At 60.4% G+C, this 16,442-nt stretch carries 17 protein-coding genes; 11 read left to right on the top strand and 6 right to left on the bottom strand.

Annotated features, from left to right (window positions below):
- The first annotated feature begins 111 nt into the window (after positions 1-111).
- On the top strand, positions 112-876 hold the full coding sequence (locus ABD937_RS12115; RefSeq protein ID WP_345255994.1) for a LytR/AlgR family response regulator transcription factor: 765 nt from the start codon (positions 112-114) through the stop codon (positions 874-876).
- Positions 877-1,308: 432 nt separating this feature from the next.
- The gene (locus tag ABD937_RS12110; RefSeq protein ID WP_345255993.1) at positions 1,309-2,013 is read left to right on the top strand and encodes a DUF92 domain-containing protein; all 705 of its coding nucleotides are present in this window, start codon (positions 1,309-1,311) and stop codon (positions 2,011-2,013) included.
- A gap of 64 nt (positions 2,014-2,077) precedes the next feature.
- On the opposite strand, the gene ABD937_RS12105 is transcribed toward ABD937_RS12110, so the two are convergent.
- The 6 genes from ABD937_RS12105 to ABD937_RS12080 form a co-directional block, all read right to left on the bottom strand.
- The gene (locus tag ABD937_RS12105; protein ID WP_345255992.1) at positions 2,078-2,599 is read right to left on the bottom strand and encodes a c-type cytochrome; all 522 of its coding nucleotides are present in this window, start codon (positions 2,597-2,599) and stop codon (positions 2,078-2,080) included.
- Between the two features lie 104 nt (positions 2,600-2,703).
- A complete protein-coding gene (locus ABD937_RS12100; RefSeq protein ID WP_345255990.1) occupies positions 2,704-3,312 on the bottom strand; it encodes an SCO family protein in 609 nt (202 codons plus the stop codon).
- Between the two features lie 74 nt (positions 3,313-3,386).
- Positions 3,387-5,102 carry a cbb3-type cytochrome c oxidase subunit I gene (locus ABD937_RS12095; RefSeq protein WP_345255989.1) on the bottom strand — a complete coding sequence of 572 codons (1,716 nt, stop codon included), beginning with the start codon at positions 5,100-5,102 and terminating at the stop codon, positions 3,387-3,389.
- A gap of 30 nt (positions 5,103-5,132) precedes the next feature.
- A complete protein-coding gene (locus ABD937_RS12090) occupies positions 5,133-5,591 on the bottom strand; it encodes a cytochrome c oxidase subunit II (RefSeq protein WP_345255988.1) in 459 nt (152 codons plus the stop codon).
- Between the two features lie 12 nt (positions 5,592-5,603).
- The gene (locus ABD937_RS12085; protein WP_345255987.1) at positions 5,604-5,777 is read right to left on the bottom strand and encodes a cytochrome c oxidase subunit 2A; all 174 of its coding nucleotides are present in this window, start codon (positions 5,775-5,777) and stop codon (positions 5,604-5,606) included.
- A gap of 243 nt (positions 5,778-6,020) precedes the next feature.
- A complete protein-coding gene (locus tag ABD937_RS12080; protein WP_345255985.1) occupies positions 6,021-6,185 on the bottom strand; it encodes a hypothetical protein in 165 nt (54 codons plus the stop codon).
- Between the two features lie 133 nt (positions 6,186-6,318).
- Here ABD937_RS12080 and ABD937_RS12075 point away from each other — a divergent pair, with 133 nt between their 5' ends.
- The 9 genes from ABD937_RS12075 to ABD937_RS12035 all read left to right on the top strand — a co-directional run bounded on the left by ABD937_RS12075 (position 6,319) and on the right by ABD937_RS12035 (position 16,442).
- Positions 6,319-8,070, top strand: a complete 1,752-nt coding sequence (locus tag ABD937_RS12075) for a T9SS type A sorting domain-containing protein (RefSeq protein ID WP_345255984.1) — start codon at positions 6,319-6,321, stop codon at positions 8,068-8,070.
- Positions 8,071-8,173: 103 nt separating this feature from the next.
- On the top strand, positions 8,174-8,917 hold the full coding sequence (locus tag ABD937_RS12070; protein WP_345255983.1) for a DUF542 domain-containing protein: 744 nt from the start codon (positions 8,174-8,176) through the stop codon (positions 8,915-8,917).
- Positions 8,918-8,957: 40 nt separating this feature from the next.
- Entirely contained in the window at positions 8,958-10,508 is a 1,551-nt protein-coding gene (locus ABD937_RS12065; protein ID WP_345255982.1) for a sensor histidine kinase, read from the top strand.
- Positions 10,509-10,513: 5 nt separating this feature from the next.
- A complete protein-coding gene (locus ABD937_RS12060) occupies positions 10,514-11,572 on the top strand; it encodes a response regulator (RefSeq protein WP_345255980.1) in 1,059 nt (352 codons plus the stop codon).
- Between the two features lie 596 nt (positions 11,573-12,168).
- Positions 12,169-13,548, top strand: coding sequence for an oxygen-independent coproporphyrinogen III oxidase (hemN, locus tag ABD937_RS12055; protein ID WP_345255979.1), 1,380 nt, complete (start codon positions 12,169-12,171; stop codon positions 13,546-13,548).
- 249 nt (positions 13,549-13,797) lie between these two features.
- Positions 13,798-14,151, top strand: a complete 354-nt coding sequence (locus ABD937_RS12050; RefSeq protein WP_345255978.1) for an S-adenosylmethionine decarboxylase family protein — start codon at positions 13,798-13,800, stop codon at positions 14,149-14,151.
- A gap of 2 nt (positions 14,152-14,153) precedes the next feature.
- Complete coding sequence (locus ABD937_RS12045) at positions 14,154-16,058, top strand: DUF4178 domain-containing protein (protein ID WP_345255976.1); 1,905 nt, start codon at positions 14,154-14,156, stop codon at positions 16,056-16,058.
- Entirely contained in the window at positions 16,048-16,224 is a 177-nt protein-coding gene (locus ABD937_RS12040) for a hypothetical protein (RefSeq protein ID WP_345255975.1), read from the top strand. Before ABD937_RS12045 ends, ABD937_RS12040 begins: the two co-directional genes overlap by 11 nt.
- A gap of 14 nt (positions 16,225-16,238) precedes the next feature.
- Entirely contained in the window at positions 16,239-16,442 is a 204-nt protein-coding gene (locus ABD937_RS12035; RefSeq protein ID WP_345255973.1) for a DUF350 domain-containing protein, read from the top strand.

The raw sequence follows: 16,442 nt of genomic DNA, 5'->3' as shown, positions 1-16,442 counted from the left end.
CGCAACCTGCGCAAAAGAGGCGATCCCGATGCAGCGAAAGGCGGAAGTTACCTGCCTATCGGGTAGCGGCGCAAGCCATCGACCAGAACCAAACCAATGGAGGAACCGACTATGACGAACATCCTGATCCTCGAAGACGAGGCCCGAGCGCCGGGCCTGCTGCAGCAAAGCCTCGAAGCCCTTTCGGTAGAGTTTCCCAACCGCTTCCTCGGCTCTTTTTCCACCATCCAGGCGGCCGTAGCCTGGTTCCGCAACGGCGGGGCGCCGGACCTGGTGCTGTGCGACATCCGCCTCAGCGACGGGCACTCCTTTCACCTGTTCCGCCAGGTGCCGGTGCAGGCCCCGGTGATCTTTACTTCGGTGTACGACGACTATGTGCTGCAGGCGCTTGCCTACAACGGCATGGAGTACCTGTTGAAGCCGGTGCACGAGGAGGAGCTGCGCCATGCCCTCCGCAAGGCGGCCCAGCGACGCTCTTTCTTCGCCAGCCAGGCCGCGGGCCTCGACCTCTTTCCCGACGGCACCGGGCGCAAGCGCCGCACGCGCATCATCGTACAAAAGGGGCTCGAGCAGGTGGCGCTGCCGCTCTCCGAGGTGGTGCTGTTCTATACCGAGCAAAAGGTTGTGTTCGTACTCGACCGCCGCGGCAATAAGTATATCTACGACCGCCCGCTGCAGGTGCTCGAGGCCGAGCTCGATCCGCAACAGTTTTTCCGGGCCAACCGGCAATACCTCATTCATCTCGACTACATCCAGAGCTTCCGTCCCTTCGACAAGAGCAAGCTGCGCGTGGAGATGGACCTCCCCGGCAGTCGGCCCGCCATCGTCATCAGCCAGGAATCGGCACCCCGCTTCCGCCGCTGGATTGAGTGCTAGCCTCCCTGCGGTGGCAGGGGGGCAATAGAGGAACAAGGAGCAACGAATATCAGAATGTGAAAGGAAAGGCAGCGGAAATAGAAGAAGGTGTTTTTTACCGCAAGGAGAAGAAGGAGCTAACGGATGCGCTACCGATCGCCCGGGTGTGGCGTAGCACATTCGTACCCACCTAGCTTACCTGCAGGAGGCCTTCAAACGTTGAGTTTCTCTCCACCTATGCAATCATCCGCGCACATCGTATCGAATCGGTAACAGCTGCGTTCCTTCTCTTATAGCTGACTTTTATTTCACTGTTGCCCATAAAAGCCGTTCGAAGTAGCACGCTGCAAATCCGTATTCTGCGGATCCCTGTTTCTTATTCCCTGTTCCCTGTTCTGTGTTCGATATTCCCTGTTCCCCGTTCGATATTCCCGCAGCCGTTATCTTGCAAACATGTGGCTTGCTGCTGTCTTTATCGTGCTGATGGCGTTTGCGGCCGTGGCGGCCCGTAAACTCACCGTGGCCGGCGGTGCCTGTGGCGCGTTGGTGGCGGCGGGCCTGTTTGCCGGCCTTGGCTGGACGGGCATCGCGCTGCTCGGAACCTTCTTCGTGCTCGGTACCGGTGCTACGATGTGGAAGAGCGCCTGGAAGGCGGTGCACGGACTGCGCGAAGGCGGTGGAGGGCAGCGACGCGCGGTGCAGGTGCTTGCCAATGGCAGCGCTGCAGCGGTGGCGGGCCTGCTGGCTTCCCTTATTCCCCAGCAGGCGCCATCCTGGGCCTGTGCCGCCGCCGGCGCACTCAGCGCCGCCACTGCCGATACGCTCGCCTCCGAGCTGGGGAATAGCTACGGTCGCCGTTACGTCAATATCCGCACGTTCCGTCCCGATACACGCGGCCGCGACGGGGCCGTGAGCCTGGAGGGGTTTCTGTTCGGCGCCGCGGGCAGCGCGTTGATCGCGGTCGTCTATGCCGTTGGTTTTGGCCTGTCGCTGCATGTTGTCTGGATCTTAGTGGCCGGTACGTTCGGCAATGCGCTCGACTCCTGGCTCGGCGCCGGCCCACAGCGTTGCGGCCTGCTCGATAACGACGGCGTGAACTTCATCAATACCGTGGCCGCTGCCGGGCTCGCGTCCGGGCTTGCATTGCTGTTTGGCTGAGGAGTGAAAAAACAAACACCGCTTCAAAGGAAGCGGTCTTTGTTTCGGAAATATCAACTATGGCTCACGCTTCCTCCTGATTGCGTTGAAACTGCTTCAGCTGAACGGCAAAAAGCAACACGCCTACAAGAAGCAGCACCACGGCCAGGAAGCCAATGAAGAACTTATGTCCGATCGGGGTCGGGAGGTAGGCGGGACGCAGCTTGCCCGGCTTTGCGAAGGGCGCCGTTTCTTTTGCCACGGCGCCTTCCGCTTTGATGTACTCCACAATATTCCTGATCTGCTCGGCCCCGAGGTCGGTATGGTCGGGCATCACGATCTTATTGTGTTTCTCAAAAAGGGCTACAGCGGTCTTGTCGCCGCTTTTCACCAGCGACTGCGACGACTGAACGAACTTGACGATCCAGTCGAGCGGGCGGCGCTGGTCGAGGCCGGCAAGCGCAGGACCGGTGAGGTCTTTGTGGATGTTGTGGCAGGCGGCGCAGCGGCTGCTGAAAATGGCCTTGCCGTCTTCGGCCGGGGGAGCGGCGATGGCGGCTGCGGTGGCGGCAAGCAGAAGGATCAGGAGGGATAATGTTGTTTTCATATCAGCTTGTTTTGTCTTGGATGAATGCTATTGCAAGGTTCGTTGCTATTGGCGCGGAACTCCCTTACTTGCTTCAGCTCCGGGCCTGATTCTGGTCAGGTGGCTCACTCCGCGGCGAGCCTTTCGAGGTCGCGCAGCAGCTGGTTCACCTCGCTTTCCTCGGTGCCGGTGTAATACCCGCGGATCCGCCCGCTGCGGTCGATCAGCACGAGCTGCTCGCTGTGGATGAAGTCGGTGGGGCCTCCGTCGCCCTCGGCCACCGTGAGCCGGAAGGCGTGGCGGGCAAGGCTGTAGATCGTTTTCTTATCTCCGGTAAGCAGGTCCCATTGGGCACCGCGAATGTTCCGCCGCTCCGCGTAGCCGGCAAGGGTGGCTGCCGAATCACGCTCCGGGTCCACCGTAAAAGAGGCCAGCTGCAGGCCCTCTGCCTTCCCATAGGTCTGCACCCGCTGCATGCCGTACATCATCTTCGGGCATACCACCGGGCAACTCGTGAAGAAAAAGTTCGCGACGACGATCCGTCCTTTCCAGGAGGCGCCGGACACCCTTGCTCCCTGCTGGTTCTGCAGCGTGAACGCGGCCACGCGCGCATCGGCGGGCGCCAGCACCGGCAGACGCTGATACCGCGACTCGTACCATTTGACGACGCCGTATACGCTGAACGGGATGAGCAATACGAGAAGGGTGAACAGCCAGGTAGACGAGCGGGACATGGGAATATCGAATAATGAGTGATGAGTAATGAATGTAGAAATACGGGCGACCAGGTGGTCGCCCGTATTTCTTTCTACTGTTTCGCCACAGCAGCCGGAGCAAGCTTGGCGGAGGTAGTCGCCTCGATGGGCGCGGGGTTGTCGGGCGTGAAACGGGGCGCGCCCTTACCCGGGTTTTTACTGGCGTCGAACAGCGCCGGCGTATAAGCCAGCACCAGGATTACGGCCATCGTAACGAGCCAGGGGCGGAAGCTGTCGAAGAGCGGGATCCGCTTCTCGTCGTGCAGGGCCTCGCTCACGGGCAGCTCCAGCACGGCTTCCGCGGTGCGCTTGCTGAGGATGGTGCCGAAAAACACGATGAAGAAGAGCACCGCGGCCACCGTCATGATGATGCCGCCGCAAACGGCCATCAGCGTGGTGGGCACCCATTCGGGCGTATAGAGCGGGTGCTCGGGGTTGAGGTAGGTGAGGCCCAGGTTGGTGCGGCGCGGCTCGCCCTGCAACCCGCCCCAGGAGAGACCGGTGGAGAAGATGAGGATGCCGATTACCCAGAGGTAGGGCACAATGACGTTGATGCGCGGCAGGAAGATCTTTTTGCCCGACATCCGCGAGTAGAGGTACACGCTCATGCCGATGATGGCGAGGAACACGGGGCCGGCAACGGTCATGTGGAAGTGGCCCGGCATCCACGCGGTGTTGTGCACCACGTTATTGAGCTGGTAAGAGGCGTTCACGATGCCCGTGACGCCACCGAAGATGAACAGGAAGAGGCCGGCAATGAGGTAAGCGAACAGGAAGCGCTTCGGGTCGAGGTAGGGGAGCTTGCCGAAGAAGCCGAGCAGGCCCCTAGCGCCACGGCGGCGGCCGGCGTATTCGAGCGTGGCGGCGATGGTAAAGGCCGTAATGAAGCTCGGGATGGCCACGCCGTAGGTGAGGAATCCCTGGAACATCTTGACGCCTTTGGTGATGGTGGGGTCGCCGAACTGGTGGTGCACGCCCACCGGCACCGACAGCAGCAGGAACCCGAAGAGGGCGATGCGGCCGGCCAGGTCGGAGAAGAGCTTGCCCCCGGCCAGCTTGGGCAGCATGGTGTAGAACATGATGTAGGCAGGCAGCAGCCAGAAATACACCAGCGCATGGCCGAAGAACCAGAACAGCGTGCGGGCAAGGGTTACGTTCACCGTCTGCGTCCAGCCCATGGCCCAGGGCAGTAATAATACAAGTACCTCGTAGGCTACCGCGAGTGTGCACACGAACCAGATGATGAAGTTGACCAGCGTGCCGAGTACGGCGAGCGGCGTTTTGGTGGTCGGGTGTTCCCGCTTCCAGGCGCGGTACATCCGGGCCCAGTCGAACAGCGGCAGCCAGGAGCCTACGATCAGCAGGGCGGCGCCGAGGTAGAATAGGGGGTGTGCTTTGAGTGGCGGGTAAAAGGTATACAGTACGGAGGCCTTGCCGGCGATCATGGCCCAGGCGGCCATCACGGTGCCCACGGTCATCAGCCAGAACGAGATCCAGGCGTTGGCCTTGTTGGGCTCGCGCTTCAGGTAGAAGGCCATGGTGGCATGCCCGAAGGCGACGGCAAAAAAGGTGGTGAGCACCACGGCGTTGATGACGCCGTGAAGGGTAAGGCCCTGGTAGTAGTCGAGCCCGGCCATCTTGGATTCATGAATGGCGCCGGAGCGGTAGATGGTCTGCATCAGCCCGTGGTAGATGCCGATGGAAAGCATGGCGATGGGGATACCGAGTTCCCAGTAGATCAGGCGCTTCAGTGATTTCGAGACGTTCATTTGGTTGCTTTTACGTGTGCGGAAACAAGGTTATTTGGTAGCGGTGGGATCGTTCACGATTACCTGGGCCTGCATGTTCTGGTGGCCGGCGCCGCAGTATTCGTGGCAGGTAATGGTGTACACGCCCGGTTTGTCGAACTTCACCGTCGACTTGTTGATGTTGCCGTAGACGGCCATCAGGTTCACATTCTTTTCGGCAATGTTGAAGCCGTGCACCACGTCTTTGGAGGTCACGAAGAAGTCGACCTCGGAGCCGGTAGGGATATAGACTTCGGAGGGCTCGAACTGCCACATGCCGGCCACGGCATACACCTGGTAGGTCTTGTCGTCGATCTTCGTCACTTTCGGCGTCTCGTAAACTTTATCGTAAGGCAGGCACTCGGGCGCGTCGTTGTATTTATCCCGGGCATAGAGCACGGAGAAGACGAACAGCGACATCAGCGCGCCGGTGAGCAGGAGTACTTTCTTTTCGGATTTGTCGAAGGCCATAGCAGTGTGTGTTTAGCCGCGTTGCAGCATGAGGAAATAGATGCCGTACCAGGTGGCAAGCGAAAGCAGCACGAGCAGCAGGAAGAAGGCGATGGCGCCGCGCGGCTTGAAGGAGGCATCGAATTCGGCCTCGGTTGGCTTTGAGTCGGTGCCGGGCCGGGTGCGGATCTTTTCAGTCAGTTCCATAAATAGGTGGTTGAAGTGCAAAGCTATCCGCGCCTGCCGGGGCCGCCGCTGACGCCACTGTGCCCGGAAGCTGATTTTGATCAGGTGGTAGGCTAACTAAAACGCGAAACCCCGGCGGAGCGGCCGGGGATGATGATTGCTGACGCGGGACGGATCGTATAAATACGTGGCGGTGGAACGGGCGTTACGTAGGGGCATGAAAAAGCCCCGGCTGTATCGCCGGGGCATATCGGTTGAAGAAGATCAGCTGCCGCGGTTGGCGCCGGTGGACCGCACTTTCTTGGGTGCGCCCGCGGGCTTGGAAGCATTGCCGCCTTTGATAAAGGAGGAACCTTTGGAGGCAGGTCCCGGCTTCTGGCCTTTGCCGGCGCCTTTGTCGTTTTTCTTTCCGGTGTTAAATAGGGACATAGCGAACGTTTTGTTTGTTCAAATCTAAGGTATTTGCCGCATTGTAAGCAAGGCCGCCCTGATGGCCACGACCCCGTTTTTTCGTAGTTTTCTTCCTTCGTAGGCTACTCTTCGGCACTATTGACCAATACATATGAGATCACTCCTGACAATCCTGATGCTCCACCTGGCGAGCTCCCTATCCGCGCAGCCGCCGGTATGGCAATGGGCCGCCCGCGGGGGCTCCCCGACCAATTCCGCCAACCCGTTCCAGGAGGAGGTGGTGGAAATGAGAACGGACAAGGCAGGCAATGTATACCTTCTGTGCCGGGTAGCAACCGTGCAGCCGCTCACGCTCTCCGGTGTTCCGGGTTCGGTGACCGGTTACGGCCAGTCGGATATCCTGTTGCTTTCCTACCGCAAGGACGGTGCGTTCCGCTGGAAAAAGCTGATCGGCGGGTACTGGGAGGAGCGGCCGCGTGCCCTGGACCTGGATACCGTCGGCAATATCTACATTGCAGGAAACGTTGCACCGCCGCACCCGGTGAACAACCCCGGCGAGACGCTCGTTCATTACGATACCGACAGTATCCAGCCGGTGGGTTCGGCGAAGCGTGTATTCATCGCGCAATACGATACGTCGGGAACGTTTCGCTGGCTCCGGCAGCTGGCGCCGGACACCGCATCGGAGCTCACCAACAGCCGCTACAAGATCTACGATCTCATTGCGCGTCCTGGAGGTGGGGTGGACGTGCTCTGCTTCCTTGCGGCAGGGCCCGTCTATAACGGGCCAACCGCCGACTCCGCCCGCACCTTTGTCCTTACCTACGATGCACAGGGCAACGCAACGGCGCTCCTGAAGCCGCAGATCACCATGGACGTGCTGACAGGTTCGAACCTGGCAACCAGCCTCGTCTACTTCAACGTGCTGCGCACGCGTACCGGCCGTTTCGTAGTCTCGGGAAGCCAGACCTTTAACACGCAGCCTCCTTACAACGATACGCTCGACTTTGCCGGCGAGCCGGTGCGCACCAGCCTCTTTATCGGCTGCTTCGATGAGCAATGGCGTCTGCTCTGGAAAAAGGGCAATGTCATCGCTTCCGGCATCATCGGCCAGCCGGCCGAGGACGCTGCCGGTAACCTTTATTTTGCAGGAGGCGGCTGGCCCGGCGACGTGGCCGCGGGCTTTCCGGTGCTGAACAGCCAGGGGAATCATTCGACACCGCTCCTGCTCAAGCTGAATGCTGCCGGCAACCTCCTCTGGGGGCGCACCGCCGGAACCAACGCCAGCACGAATGCGGTGGCCGTGGCCGTACAAAACAACAAGGTATACCTGGCCGGTGCCTACCCGGGCCTGCTCGATTTCGGAGGCATGAGCCTCGAGAACCCGCCCAACAGCTTATACGACATGTTCCTCGCCACCTTCGATGCCGGCACCGGGAACATCCTCCGGCCGGATTCCCTGGACAGCACACCCGGAACGAACGACAGGGCCACGGCCCTGGCCCTGTCGCCGGGCGGGCAACTTTACCTCGCGGGGCATTTCGCCGGCGACCTCCAGGCAGGCAACACCCCGATCGTAGCTGCCGGTGGCCTTTCCGACTTTTTTGTAGTCCGCACGGAAGTAGGAAACGTGGCCACGTCCGCCACCACTCCGGAAGCGTTGCCCGAGCCCATCCTCTTCCCGAACCCGGCCGCCAGTTACGTCACGGTGCGTCCCGCAAGCGGTGCAGCCACCTGGATCGCGGTCCGGCTCTACACGCTCAGCGGCCAGTTGCTGGCATCCGCGACCGGCTACCGCGCGGTGCGGCTCCCGGTCGCTGCTTATCCCGCGGGTGCCTATGTCGTGGCGGTCGAAGACCTCCGGCGGCGCCTCGTGCAGCGGCGTATCCTGCTGCGGCAGTAACGGGCAAACTCAGGTTTGGGGCTGATGCAGGTCAGTTTTTCGGCGGGCCGGGACGGATACTTTTGCTACGCCGGCGTACCGAAACGCCACCGAGCCACGCACCATGAAGAGTCAATCCATCGCCAGCGACCCCACCGTATCCGAGATCGTGCGGGCCGATTACCGCACCGCCGACGTTTTTAAGAAATGGGGCATCAACTACTGCTGCGGCGGCAACCTGCCGCTCGCCGAGGTCTGCCGCCTCCAGGGACTCGATGCCGGGTCGATCCAGTCGGAGCTCGACAACGCGCGCCGGATGCGCGTATTACCGTCGTCGGTCCGCTTCGAGCAGTGGCCGCTGCCCTTCCTGATCGACTACATCACCCACATCCACCATGCCTATATCCGCGAAACGGGGGCGGCGCTCGCCAGCCAGCTGTCGGCCTTCGTGAAAGGGCATACCAAAAAGTATCCCTACCTCGTTCGGGTGGAAGAATGTTACCTTAACCTGCTGACGCAGCTCATCGAGCATACGAACGAAGAGGAGGCGCGCATCTTCCCCTATATGCGCCAGGTGGTGAGCGCGGCTGCCGGTAAGGAAAGCTATGGCAAGCTGTTCATTCGTACCCTGGGGCTGCGGCTGGGCCCGGTTGTCGAAAAGGAGCACAAGCGCATTTCGGTGCTGCTGTCGGAGCTGCGCAGCATCACCGATCACTACCGCTTCGGGGATGCGGCCTGCACCAACCACCAGGTCATCTACCACAGGCTCCGGGAGTTTGATGAAGACCTGGTGCAGCACAAGCACCTGGAGAACAACATCCTCTTTCCGCGCGTGCAGGAGCTCGAAAAAGAACTGATGGCCCTTTGAGGTTCTTTATTATGTTTGCGAAAACCGTGATCCAGTGAAGATGCCGCAGCTTTCGGACCGGCAGGCAAGCGGGTACGCGGCGCTTGCCTTCGTACTTACACTACTTGCCAACTTTTACCTCCCCGGGTATTCCATCACGCTCAGCGGGTTGCTGGTGGTCATCTTCCTGTCGGTATTCGTTTCCACCCGCAGCTCCACCATCATCGCCGGCGTCGTCTCCTTCCTCGTGGTGTGCGGCTTTCTCGTGCGCGACATCGTAGAGGAGCACGGGCTCGGCTGGTCGCAATACGGGTTCATGGCCCTGCTGGTGCTTTTCACCACGCTGATCGTACTGTATATCAAAAGCCTGATCCAGCGCATGCAGTTCGACGAGTCGCACATGACCTCGCTCTTCGAAAACGCCACGGAAGGCATTATCCTCACCAACAACCGCGCGGAGATCGTGCTGGTGAACCCGGCTGCCTGCCGCATGTTCGGCTACGAAGAGGAAGAGCTGCGCGGGCAGCTTATCGAATCGCTGATCCCGAAGAAATACCGGACCGGCCATGTGCAGCTCCGTAACGAATTTTACGAAGGACCCAGCAACCGGAAGATGGGCCACGGCCGCGACCTGAACGGGCAGCGCAAGGATGGCAGCACCTTCCCGGTAGAAGTGAGCCTTTCTTCCTATCGCCAGCACGACGTGCATTATGCCATCGCTTTTATCGTCGACATCACCCAGCGCAAGGAAGCCGAGCGCAGCATGCTCGAGCAGCAACAGCAGCTCGAAAAGGTGACCAACGACGTGCGTAAGCTGAATGCGGAGCTCGAAGTGAAGGTGGAAGAGCGCACGCTTATCCTCAAAGAGGCACTTCAGCGGCTCGAGCAGTCGCAGGCCGAGCTCAGCGAGGCCCTCGACAAGGAGCGCCAGCTCAACGAGATCAAGAGCCGCTTCGTATCGATGGCCTCCCACGAATTCCGGACGCCGCTCTCCGCCGTGCTCTCCTCGGCCTCGCTGCTGGCCAAGTACACCACCACCGAGCAGCAGGCCAACCGCGACCGGCATATCAACCGCATCCGCGAGTCGGTAAAACACCTCAACGACCTGCTGGAGGACTTCCTGTCGCTCGGCAAGCTCGACGAGGGTAAGATCGGCGCCCAGATGGACGACTTCGACCTCCCGGAAAATATCACCGACTGCCTCGACGAGGTGCGGGGCCTCGTGAAGGAAGGGCAGGAGATCCATTACGAGCATAAGGGCGGTACTACCGTATACAACGACAAGCGGCTGCTCCGCAACATCCTCATCAACCTGGTAAGCAATGCCCTCAAGTTCTCCGATACCGGCAGCACCGTAGAAGTACGGAGCATCGTGGCCGACGACGAGGTGCTGCTGACCGTGCGCGACCGGGGCATCGGCATCTCGGAGGAAGACCAGGAGCATCTTTTCAGCACCTTCTTCAGGGGCCGGAATGCGCTCAACATCCAGGGCACGGGCCTTGGCCTGCACATCGTAAAACGATACACGGACCTGATGGGCGGCACGATCAACCTGAACAGTAAACTGGGCGAAGGCACCACGGTGACGCTGCGCCTCCCTAAACACGCATGACTCCCATGGCAAAAACGATCCTGGTCATAGACGATAACAACGACCTGCGCGAGAACACGGCGGAGATCCTCGACCTAGCCGGCTACCAGACCCTGACCGCCGAAAACGGCAAGCGGGGCGTGGAAGTGGCCACCCGCGAAAAGCCCGACCTCATCGTGTGCGATATCATGATGCCTGAGCTCGACGGCTACGGCGTGCTGCACCTGCTTAAGAAGAACCCCGACACGGAGCGGATCCCGTTCATCTTCCTCACCGCCAAAACGGAGCGCAGCGACTTCCGCAAGGGCATGGAGATGGGCGCCGACGACTATGTGACGAAGCCGTTCGAGGATATCGAGCTGCTCAATGCCATCGAGGTGCGGCTGAAAAAGTCGGAGGTGCTGGAGCATAATTATGCGCCGTCGGCACAGGGTCTTTCGCAGTTCGTGAAGGACGTGAAGGACACAGGCATGCTGAAGCAGCTCTCCGGCCAGTACGACGTGGAGCACTTCTCGAAGAAGCAGACCGTGTACGGCGAAGGCAAGCGCCCCCGGTACCTCTATTACCTGGTGAGCGGTAAGGTGAAGGCCTTCAAGACGCATGAGGACGGCAAGGAATACATCACCGACCTGTACAGCGCCGGCGACTTCATCGGGTACACCGCCCTCATCGAGGATATGCATTACGACGATACGGCTACCGTGCTCGAAGACGCGGAGCTGATGCAGATCCCGCGCGACGAGTTTTTGCAGATGATCTACAGCGACATCAACATCGCCGCCAAGTTCATCCGGATCGTAACGCAGAACGTGAAGGAGAAGGAAGAGCGCCTCCTCAACCTGGCCTACAGCTCGCTGCGGAAGCGCGTGGCCAAGGCCCTTGTCGACATCCACGGGAAATTCTACAGCCAGCGCCCGGATTCCGTGATCGAGTTTTCCCGCGACGACATCGCCCAGTACATCGGCACCGCCACCGAATCGCTGATCCGCACGCTGAGCGATTTCAAGAGCGAGAAGCTGATCGACATCAAGTCGGGCAAGATCTCGATCATCAACCTCGATAAGCTGAAGAACCTGCTGTATTAAACATGCGGGTGATCGAGTCACGAGCCTCGCTGACGCGGAGTTGGATTGTCCCGGCGCAAGCGCCTGGCTGTTCTGAAAGATCGACGCGGGCTTCTCGCGTAGACGCCACGGCGCAGTGCACGCTGAGAGTACTATTTCGTCGCTAACTGCTGATCTTGCTTGTTGTACGGCTTCTATCGCGCCGCTGCGCACCAGATTCGCACTTTGACCTGTGACCACTAATTATGTCTACCACCCTGTTCAATTAAATTACTGCTGCGGTAGGCAGGTCGCTTTTTTAATGCGGCGAATATTCCCTGCGAACTCCGCGTCTTCGCGCCTCCGCGTGAAACCCGCGTGCCACTTTGAGAAAAGCAAGGCCGCGTGCGGCCGCCAAACCCAGAGCAACTCAGAGAAAGCAAGTGCATCCTGGCGCCGCGCAGTCGTGCCTCCGTGCCGCCGTGTGAACCCGTAAGCGCAGCGAACACGCATGTCGCCTGCAGCATCCCGGAGCGCCTGTTTTCCTGATTATTGACTGGCGAGACGCCTGACCAGACTCGCCAAACGGCCTAACGCGCGTCAGTCCCATGCCGCACCCGCGCGGGTACTTTTGTGCCATGAGCCCCCAAGAGTTGAACCCGGTACTCGTGCGTAAATACAACCAGCCCGTGCCCCGCTATACCAGTTATCCCACGGTACCGTTCTGGCAAGCGGAACCCGATGTTACCGAATGGACGGCCCTGTTCCGCCGGCAATTTCACGAGGAGAACCACACCCGCGGCATTTCGCTGTACGTGCACCTTCCGTTCTGCGAAAGCCTGTGTACCTATTGCGGCTGCAACAAGAAGATCACCACCAACCACTCGGTGGAGGAGGCGTACCTCGCCGCCGTGGAAAAGGAATGGAAGCTGTACCGCAGCCTCATGCAGCAAACGCCGGTCGTACGCGAGCTGCACCTCGGCGGCGGAACGCCCACCTTCTTTTCGCCCCGCAACCTGAAGCGGCTGCTCCACAACCTCCTCAAAGGAAGCATCGTGCACCCGCAGCATGGGTTCAGCATCGAGGGGCACCCGAACAACACCACGGCGGCGCACCTGGCCATACTGTACGACGCGGGCTTCCGGCGCATTTCCTACGGCGTGCAGGACCTCGACCCGGAAGTGCAGCGCGTCATCAACCGCGTCCAGCCCTTCGGGCACGTCCAGAAGGCCACCGACGCGGCTCGGGAGGCGGGCTTCACCTCGATCAACTTCGACCTCATTTACGGGTTGCCGCTGCAGACGCTTTCGGGCATGGAGCATACGATCAACTCCGTGATCGACCTGCGTCCCGACCGCATCGCCTTCTACAGCTACGCACACGTGCCCTGGACGAGCCGTGCGCAGCGCCTCTTCGACGAGCGGGACCTGCCCACACCGGAGGAGAAGATCGGCCTGTACCTGAAAGGGAAGGAGTTGCTGCAGCAGGCGGGCTATGTCGACGTCGGGATGGATCACTTTGCCCTGCCGGGCGACGAGCTCGCCGCCGCGCGCCGGGAAGGCCGGCTGCACCGCAACTTCATGGGCTATACCACGCAAGCCACCAAATTACTGCTCGGACTGGGTGTCTCCAGCATCTCCGATGCCGGGATCGCGTTTGCGCAGAATGCCAAGACGCTGCACGACTACTATGCGGCTGTAGACCGGGGCGAGCTTCCGGTGCAAAAGGGGCATGTGATGAGCGCCGAGGACCGGGCCTTCCGGCGCTACATCCTCGATATCACCTGTACCGGTATCACGCGGTTCCGGCCCGAAGACGGAGCCCTGCTGCGGCAGTTCGTGTTCCCGCGCCTGAAGCCCCTTGCCGCCGACGGGCTCCTTACCTGGGATGAGGGCGGCCTGGAGCTCACCTCGCTTGGACACTATTTCATCCGCAATTGTTGCGCACCTTTCGACCTGTACAAGATCCGCGCGGAAGCATCCAACCTGGCGGGCCCGATCTTCAGCCAGGCGATCTGAGCTCAGGTAGATGCTGCATTCAAGGTTTGCATTTTCTCAGCAGTATCACTGGACGATTTGGTTCTGCAATGCGTGGGCGGTTGCCCAATTGCCCGGCAGAAATGCAGGTTGGTGGGATAACATGCGGGTAGTTGATCGCGTCTACGCCTCCAATGTAGCGTGTGGTCAAATATGTCTCTTCCGGGAAGCCCGGTGTTGATTTGTGCCGCCGAAATGCCGTATTTTCCGGCCCGAATCGAGACCCTGCTTATGAGCTACCAGCCCGGTACCCACCTCATCGCTACCCTCCGCGTGCCCGACGCCGCGCTGCTGCAGCGGGCCGCAGCCTTCCGCGACTTTCTCCATCCCCTGATCGACGACGCCGGTCTGCAACGCCTCGGCGACGTCTACCACGACTTTGAGCCCGGTGGGTTTACGGCGGTCGTGTGCCTTTCCGAGAGCCATCTCTCGGTGCACACCTGGCCGGAGCACGGGCTGCTCAATATGGACATTTACCTAAGCAACCACCTGCGCAGCAACGACGGCACCGTACACCATCTTTTCCAGGCAATCCAGAACTACTTCGGTGCCGAAGTGGTACAGGAGCAATCCCTCAAACGCTGATCATGGGCCGGAAACTGCATACCTGCCCGGGCTGCGGGGCCATGTTGCCCTATGCCGCCGAGGGCGTCAACCTGAAAGTGTGTACCTGCGGGGCCGTAGTGGAGCATAAAGAGGACGGCACCCTGGCCACACGAGGCTATTACCGGATCGACGCGCCCTTTGAGTTGCTGCAGCCCGGCACCCAGGGGCAATGGCAGGGACGTCCCTTTACAGTGCTCGGGCGTATCCGGGCCTTCTTCCCCGGCACGGCGTATAACTACTGGACGATCCTATTTGACGATGGCGAGCTTTCGTGGCTCGGTGAAGGCTATGGCCTGTACTCGGTGCTGCGTTCAACCACCATCGAGCGCCGTTTCACGCCCGACGACCTCGATGCCCTCAAGATCGGGGCGCGGCGCGACCTTTTCAAAGAAACGCCCTACCTGCTGGTGGGCAAAGGCCAGTGCCGGCAATGGGAAGTGGAAGGGGAGTTGTTCCTGCCGCCACGCAGCGAGCGGTTCCGGGAATTCAGTTTCGCCGACCCCGGGGGCCGGCACTTCGTCATCTTCGAGTTCACCCGTAATCATACGGTCACCTTCGAGGAGTTCCCGGCAAGCTTCGATTCGTTCGGGTTTACCAACACCCGTCCGGAGCCAGAAGGTGCCGGTATCAAGGATTTTTCCTGCACCAAGTGCAACCGGCCGGTGCGCATCCGCAACTTTCCCTACGCGCAGAGCGGCCACTGCGATCATTGCGGGCACCACCTGGCACTTTCCGATTCGGGCAACACGTTTGTCGCCAACGGGCGCAATGAAACCGACCCCACGCCAGTCATCCCGGTAGGCAGCAGCGGCACTCTCTTCGGCATTAATTACGAGGTGGTAGGTTATTCCCGCAAGGTGGAAGAGAACCGCTACCGGAGCCAATGGCGCGAGTACGTGCTCTGGAACCGCTTCGAGGGCTACGCCTTCCTGAGCGAGTTCGACGGGCATTGGCTGTACCTCCGCGAGCGCATCGACGGGCCGGTGCTGCTGAAGCCGAAAGCGCAGTCGTTCGAGGTCGACAACGAGCCCTTCCAGCTGTTCAACCGCTATAATTTTTCCGTGGACCACGCCGAAGGCTCCTTTCCCGGGCACTTTTTCGATGTGGGTATGACCGAGGTGTCGGAGTACATCTCTCCGCCGGAGCTCTGGTCGGTCGAGTTCGATCAGCGCGGCAGTGTTACCTGGTTTCATGGCCAGCATGTGCCCAAAAAAGAGGTAGGCGCCGCTTTCGGGATCACCGACAGCCTGCCCTGGCAGAAAGGCGTCGGCGCCGTGGAGCCGCTGTTCTATATCGATGGTTACAAATTGATCGGCGCTACCGTGGTGGGACTGCTGCTCCTGCTCATCGTGCACTGGAGCATCGGCACCACGCTCCAGGAGCGCCTGCTGCTGAGCGAGACGCTCTACTTCACCGGGAGCGATACGGTGACGGCCGTAGGCCCGGAGTGGAAGCTGGAGAAAGGCAGCAGCAACCTGGAGTTCCGGATCCATGCACCGGTCGACAATACCTGGGCGGCCGTGGAGGCATCGCTGATCAACAAAAGCACCGGCAAGGAGTACGGCCTCGAGAAAGGAGTGGAGTATTACTCGGGCTATTCCGACGGCGAGCATTGGTCGGAGGGCGACAGGAGCGAGGAGGCCTACCTGACGGCGATCCCGGCCGGTACGTACTTCCTGCAGCTGCGTGCCCTCCGGGAGGCTACCTACAACCCGGCGTCCCACGTGTCGGTAGAAGTACGGTACGACGTGCCGGCTACCCGCAACGTCGTGATCCCCTTCCTGCTCTTGCTGATCTGGCCCATCGTGCAGTATATCCGCGTCAATACCAACGAAAAAAAGCGATGGGCCAACAGCCCGTTCACACCCTACGAACATGAAGCTTAATTTTTTCAACCGGGCCTCGCCCTATTACCCGTTCCGGTGGTACGTGGTCTTCCTGCTGGCGCTCACCGCGCTGATGGCCTTTCACGACCTCACCGGCCGCCGCATGCTCAGCTTCTCGCGCGACGAGTGGAACGCGGGCGGCCCCGGAAACCATTATCATAAATAACTAAAACGCATCCCATGCCCAGTCCTATCCTCAATTCGATCATCTACGCCTTCCTCGGCTTCGGTATCCTGCTCGTCTGTTTCATCCTCGTAGAAATACTGACGCCCAAGCACAACCTGCGCCGCGAGGTGCTGGAAAACAGGAACGTGGCAGTAGCCCTCCTGGCGGGCTTCTTCATGGTGTCCATGGCCATCATCATCGCCTCGGCCATCCATTAA

Origin of the sequence: Flaviaestuariibacter amylovorans (genome assembly GCF_039541815.1) — a bacterium.
GTDB lineage: Bacteria > Bacteroidota > Bacteroidia > Chitinophagales > Chitinophagaceae > Flavisolibacter > Flavisolibacter amylovorans.
The sequence above is the reverse complement of the archived record's forward strand: the minus strand, read 5'-3'. Positions and strand labels throughout refer to the sequence as shown.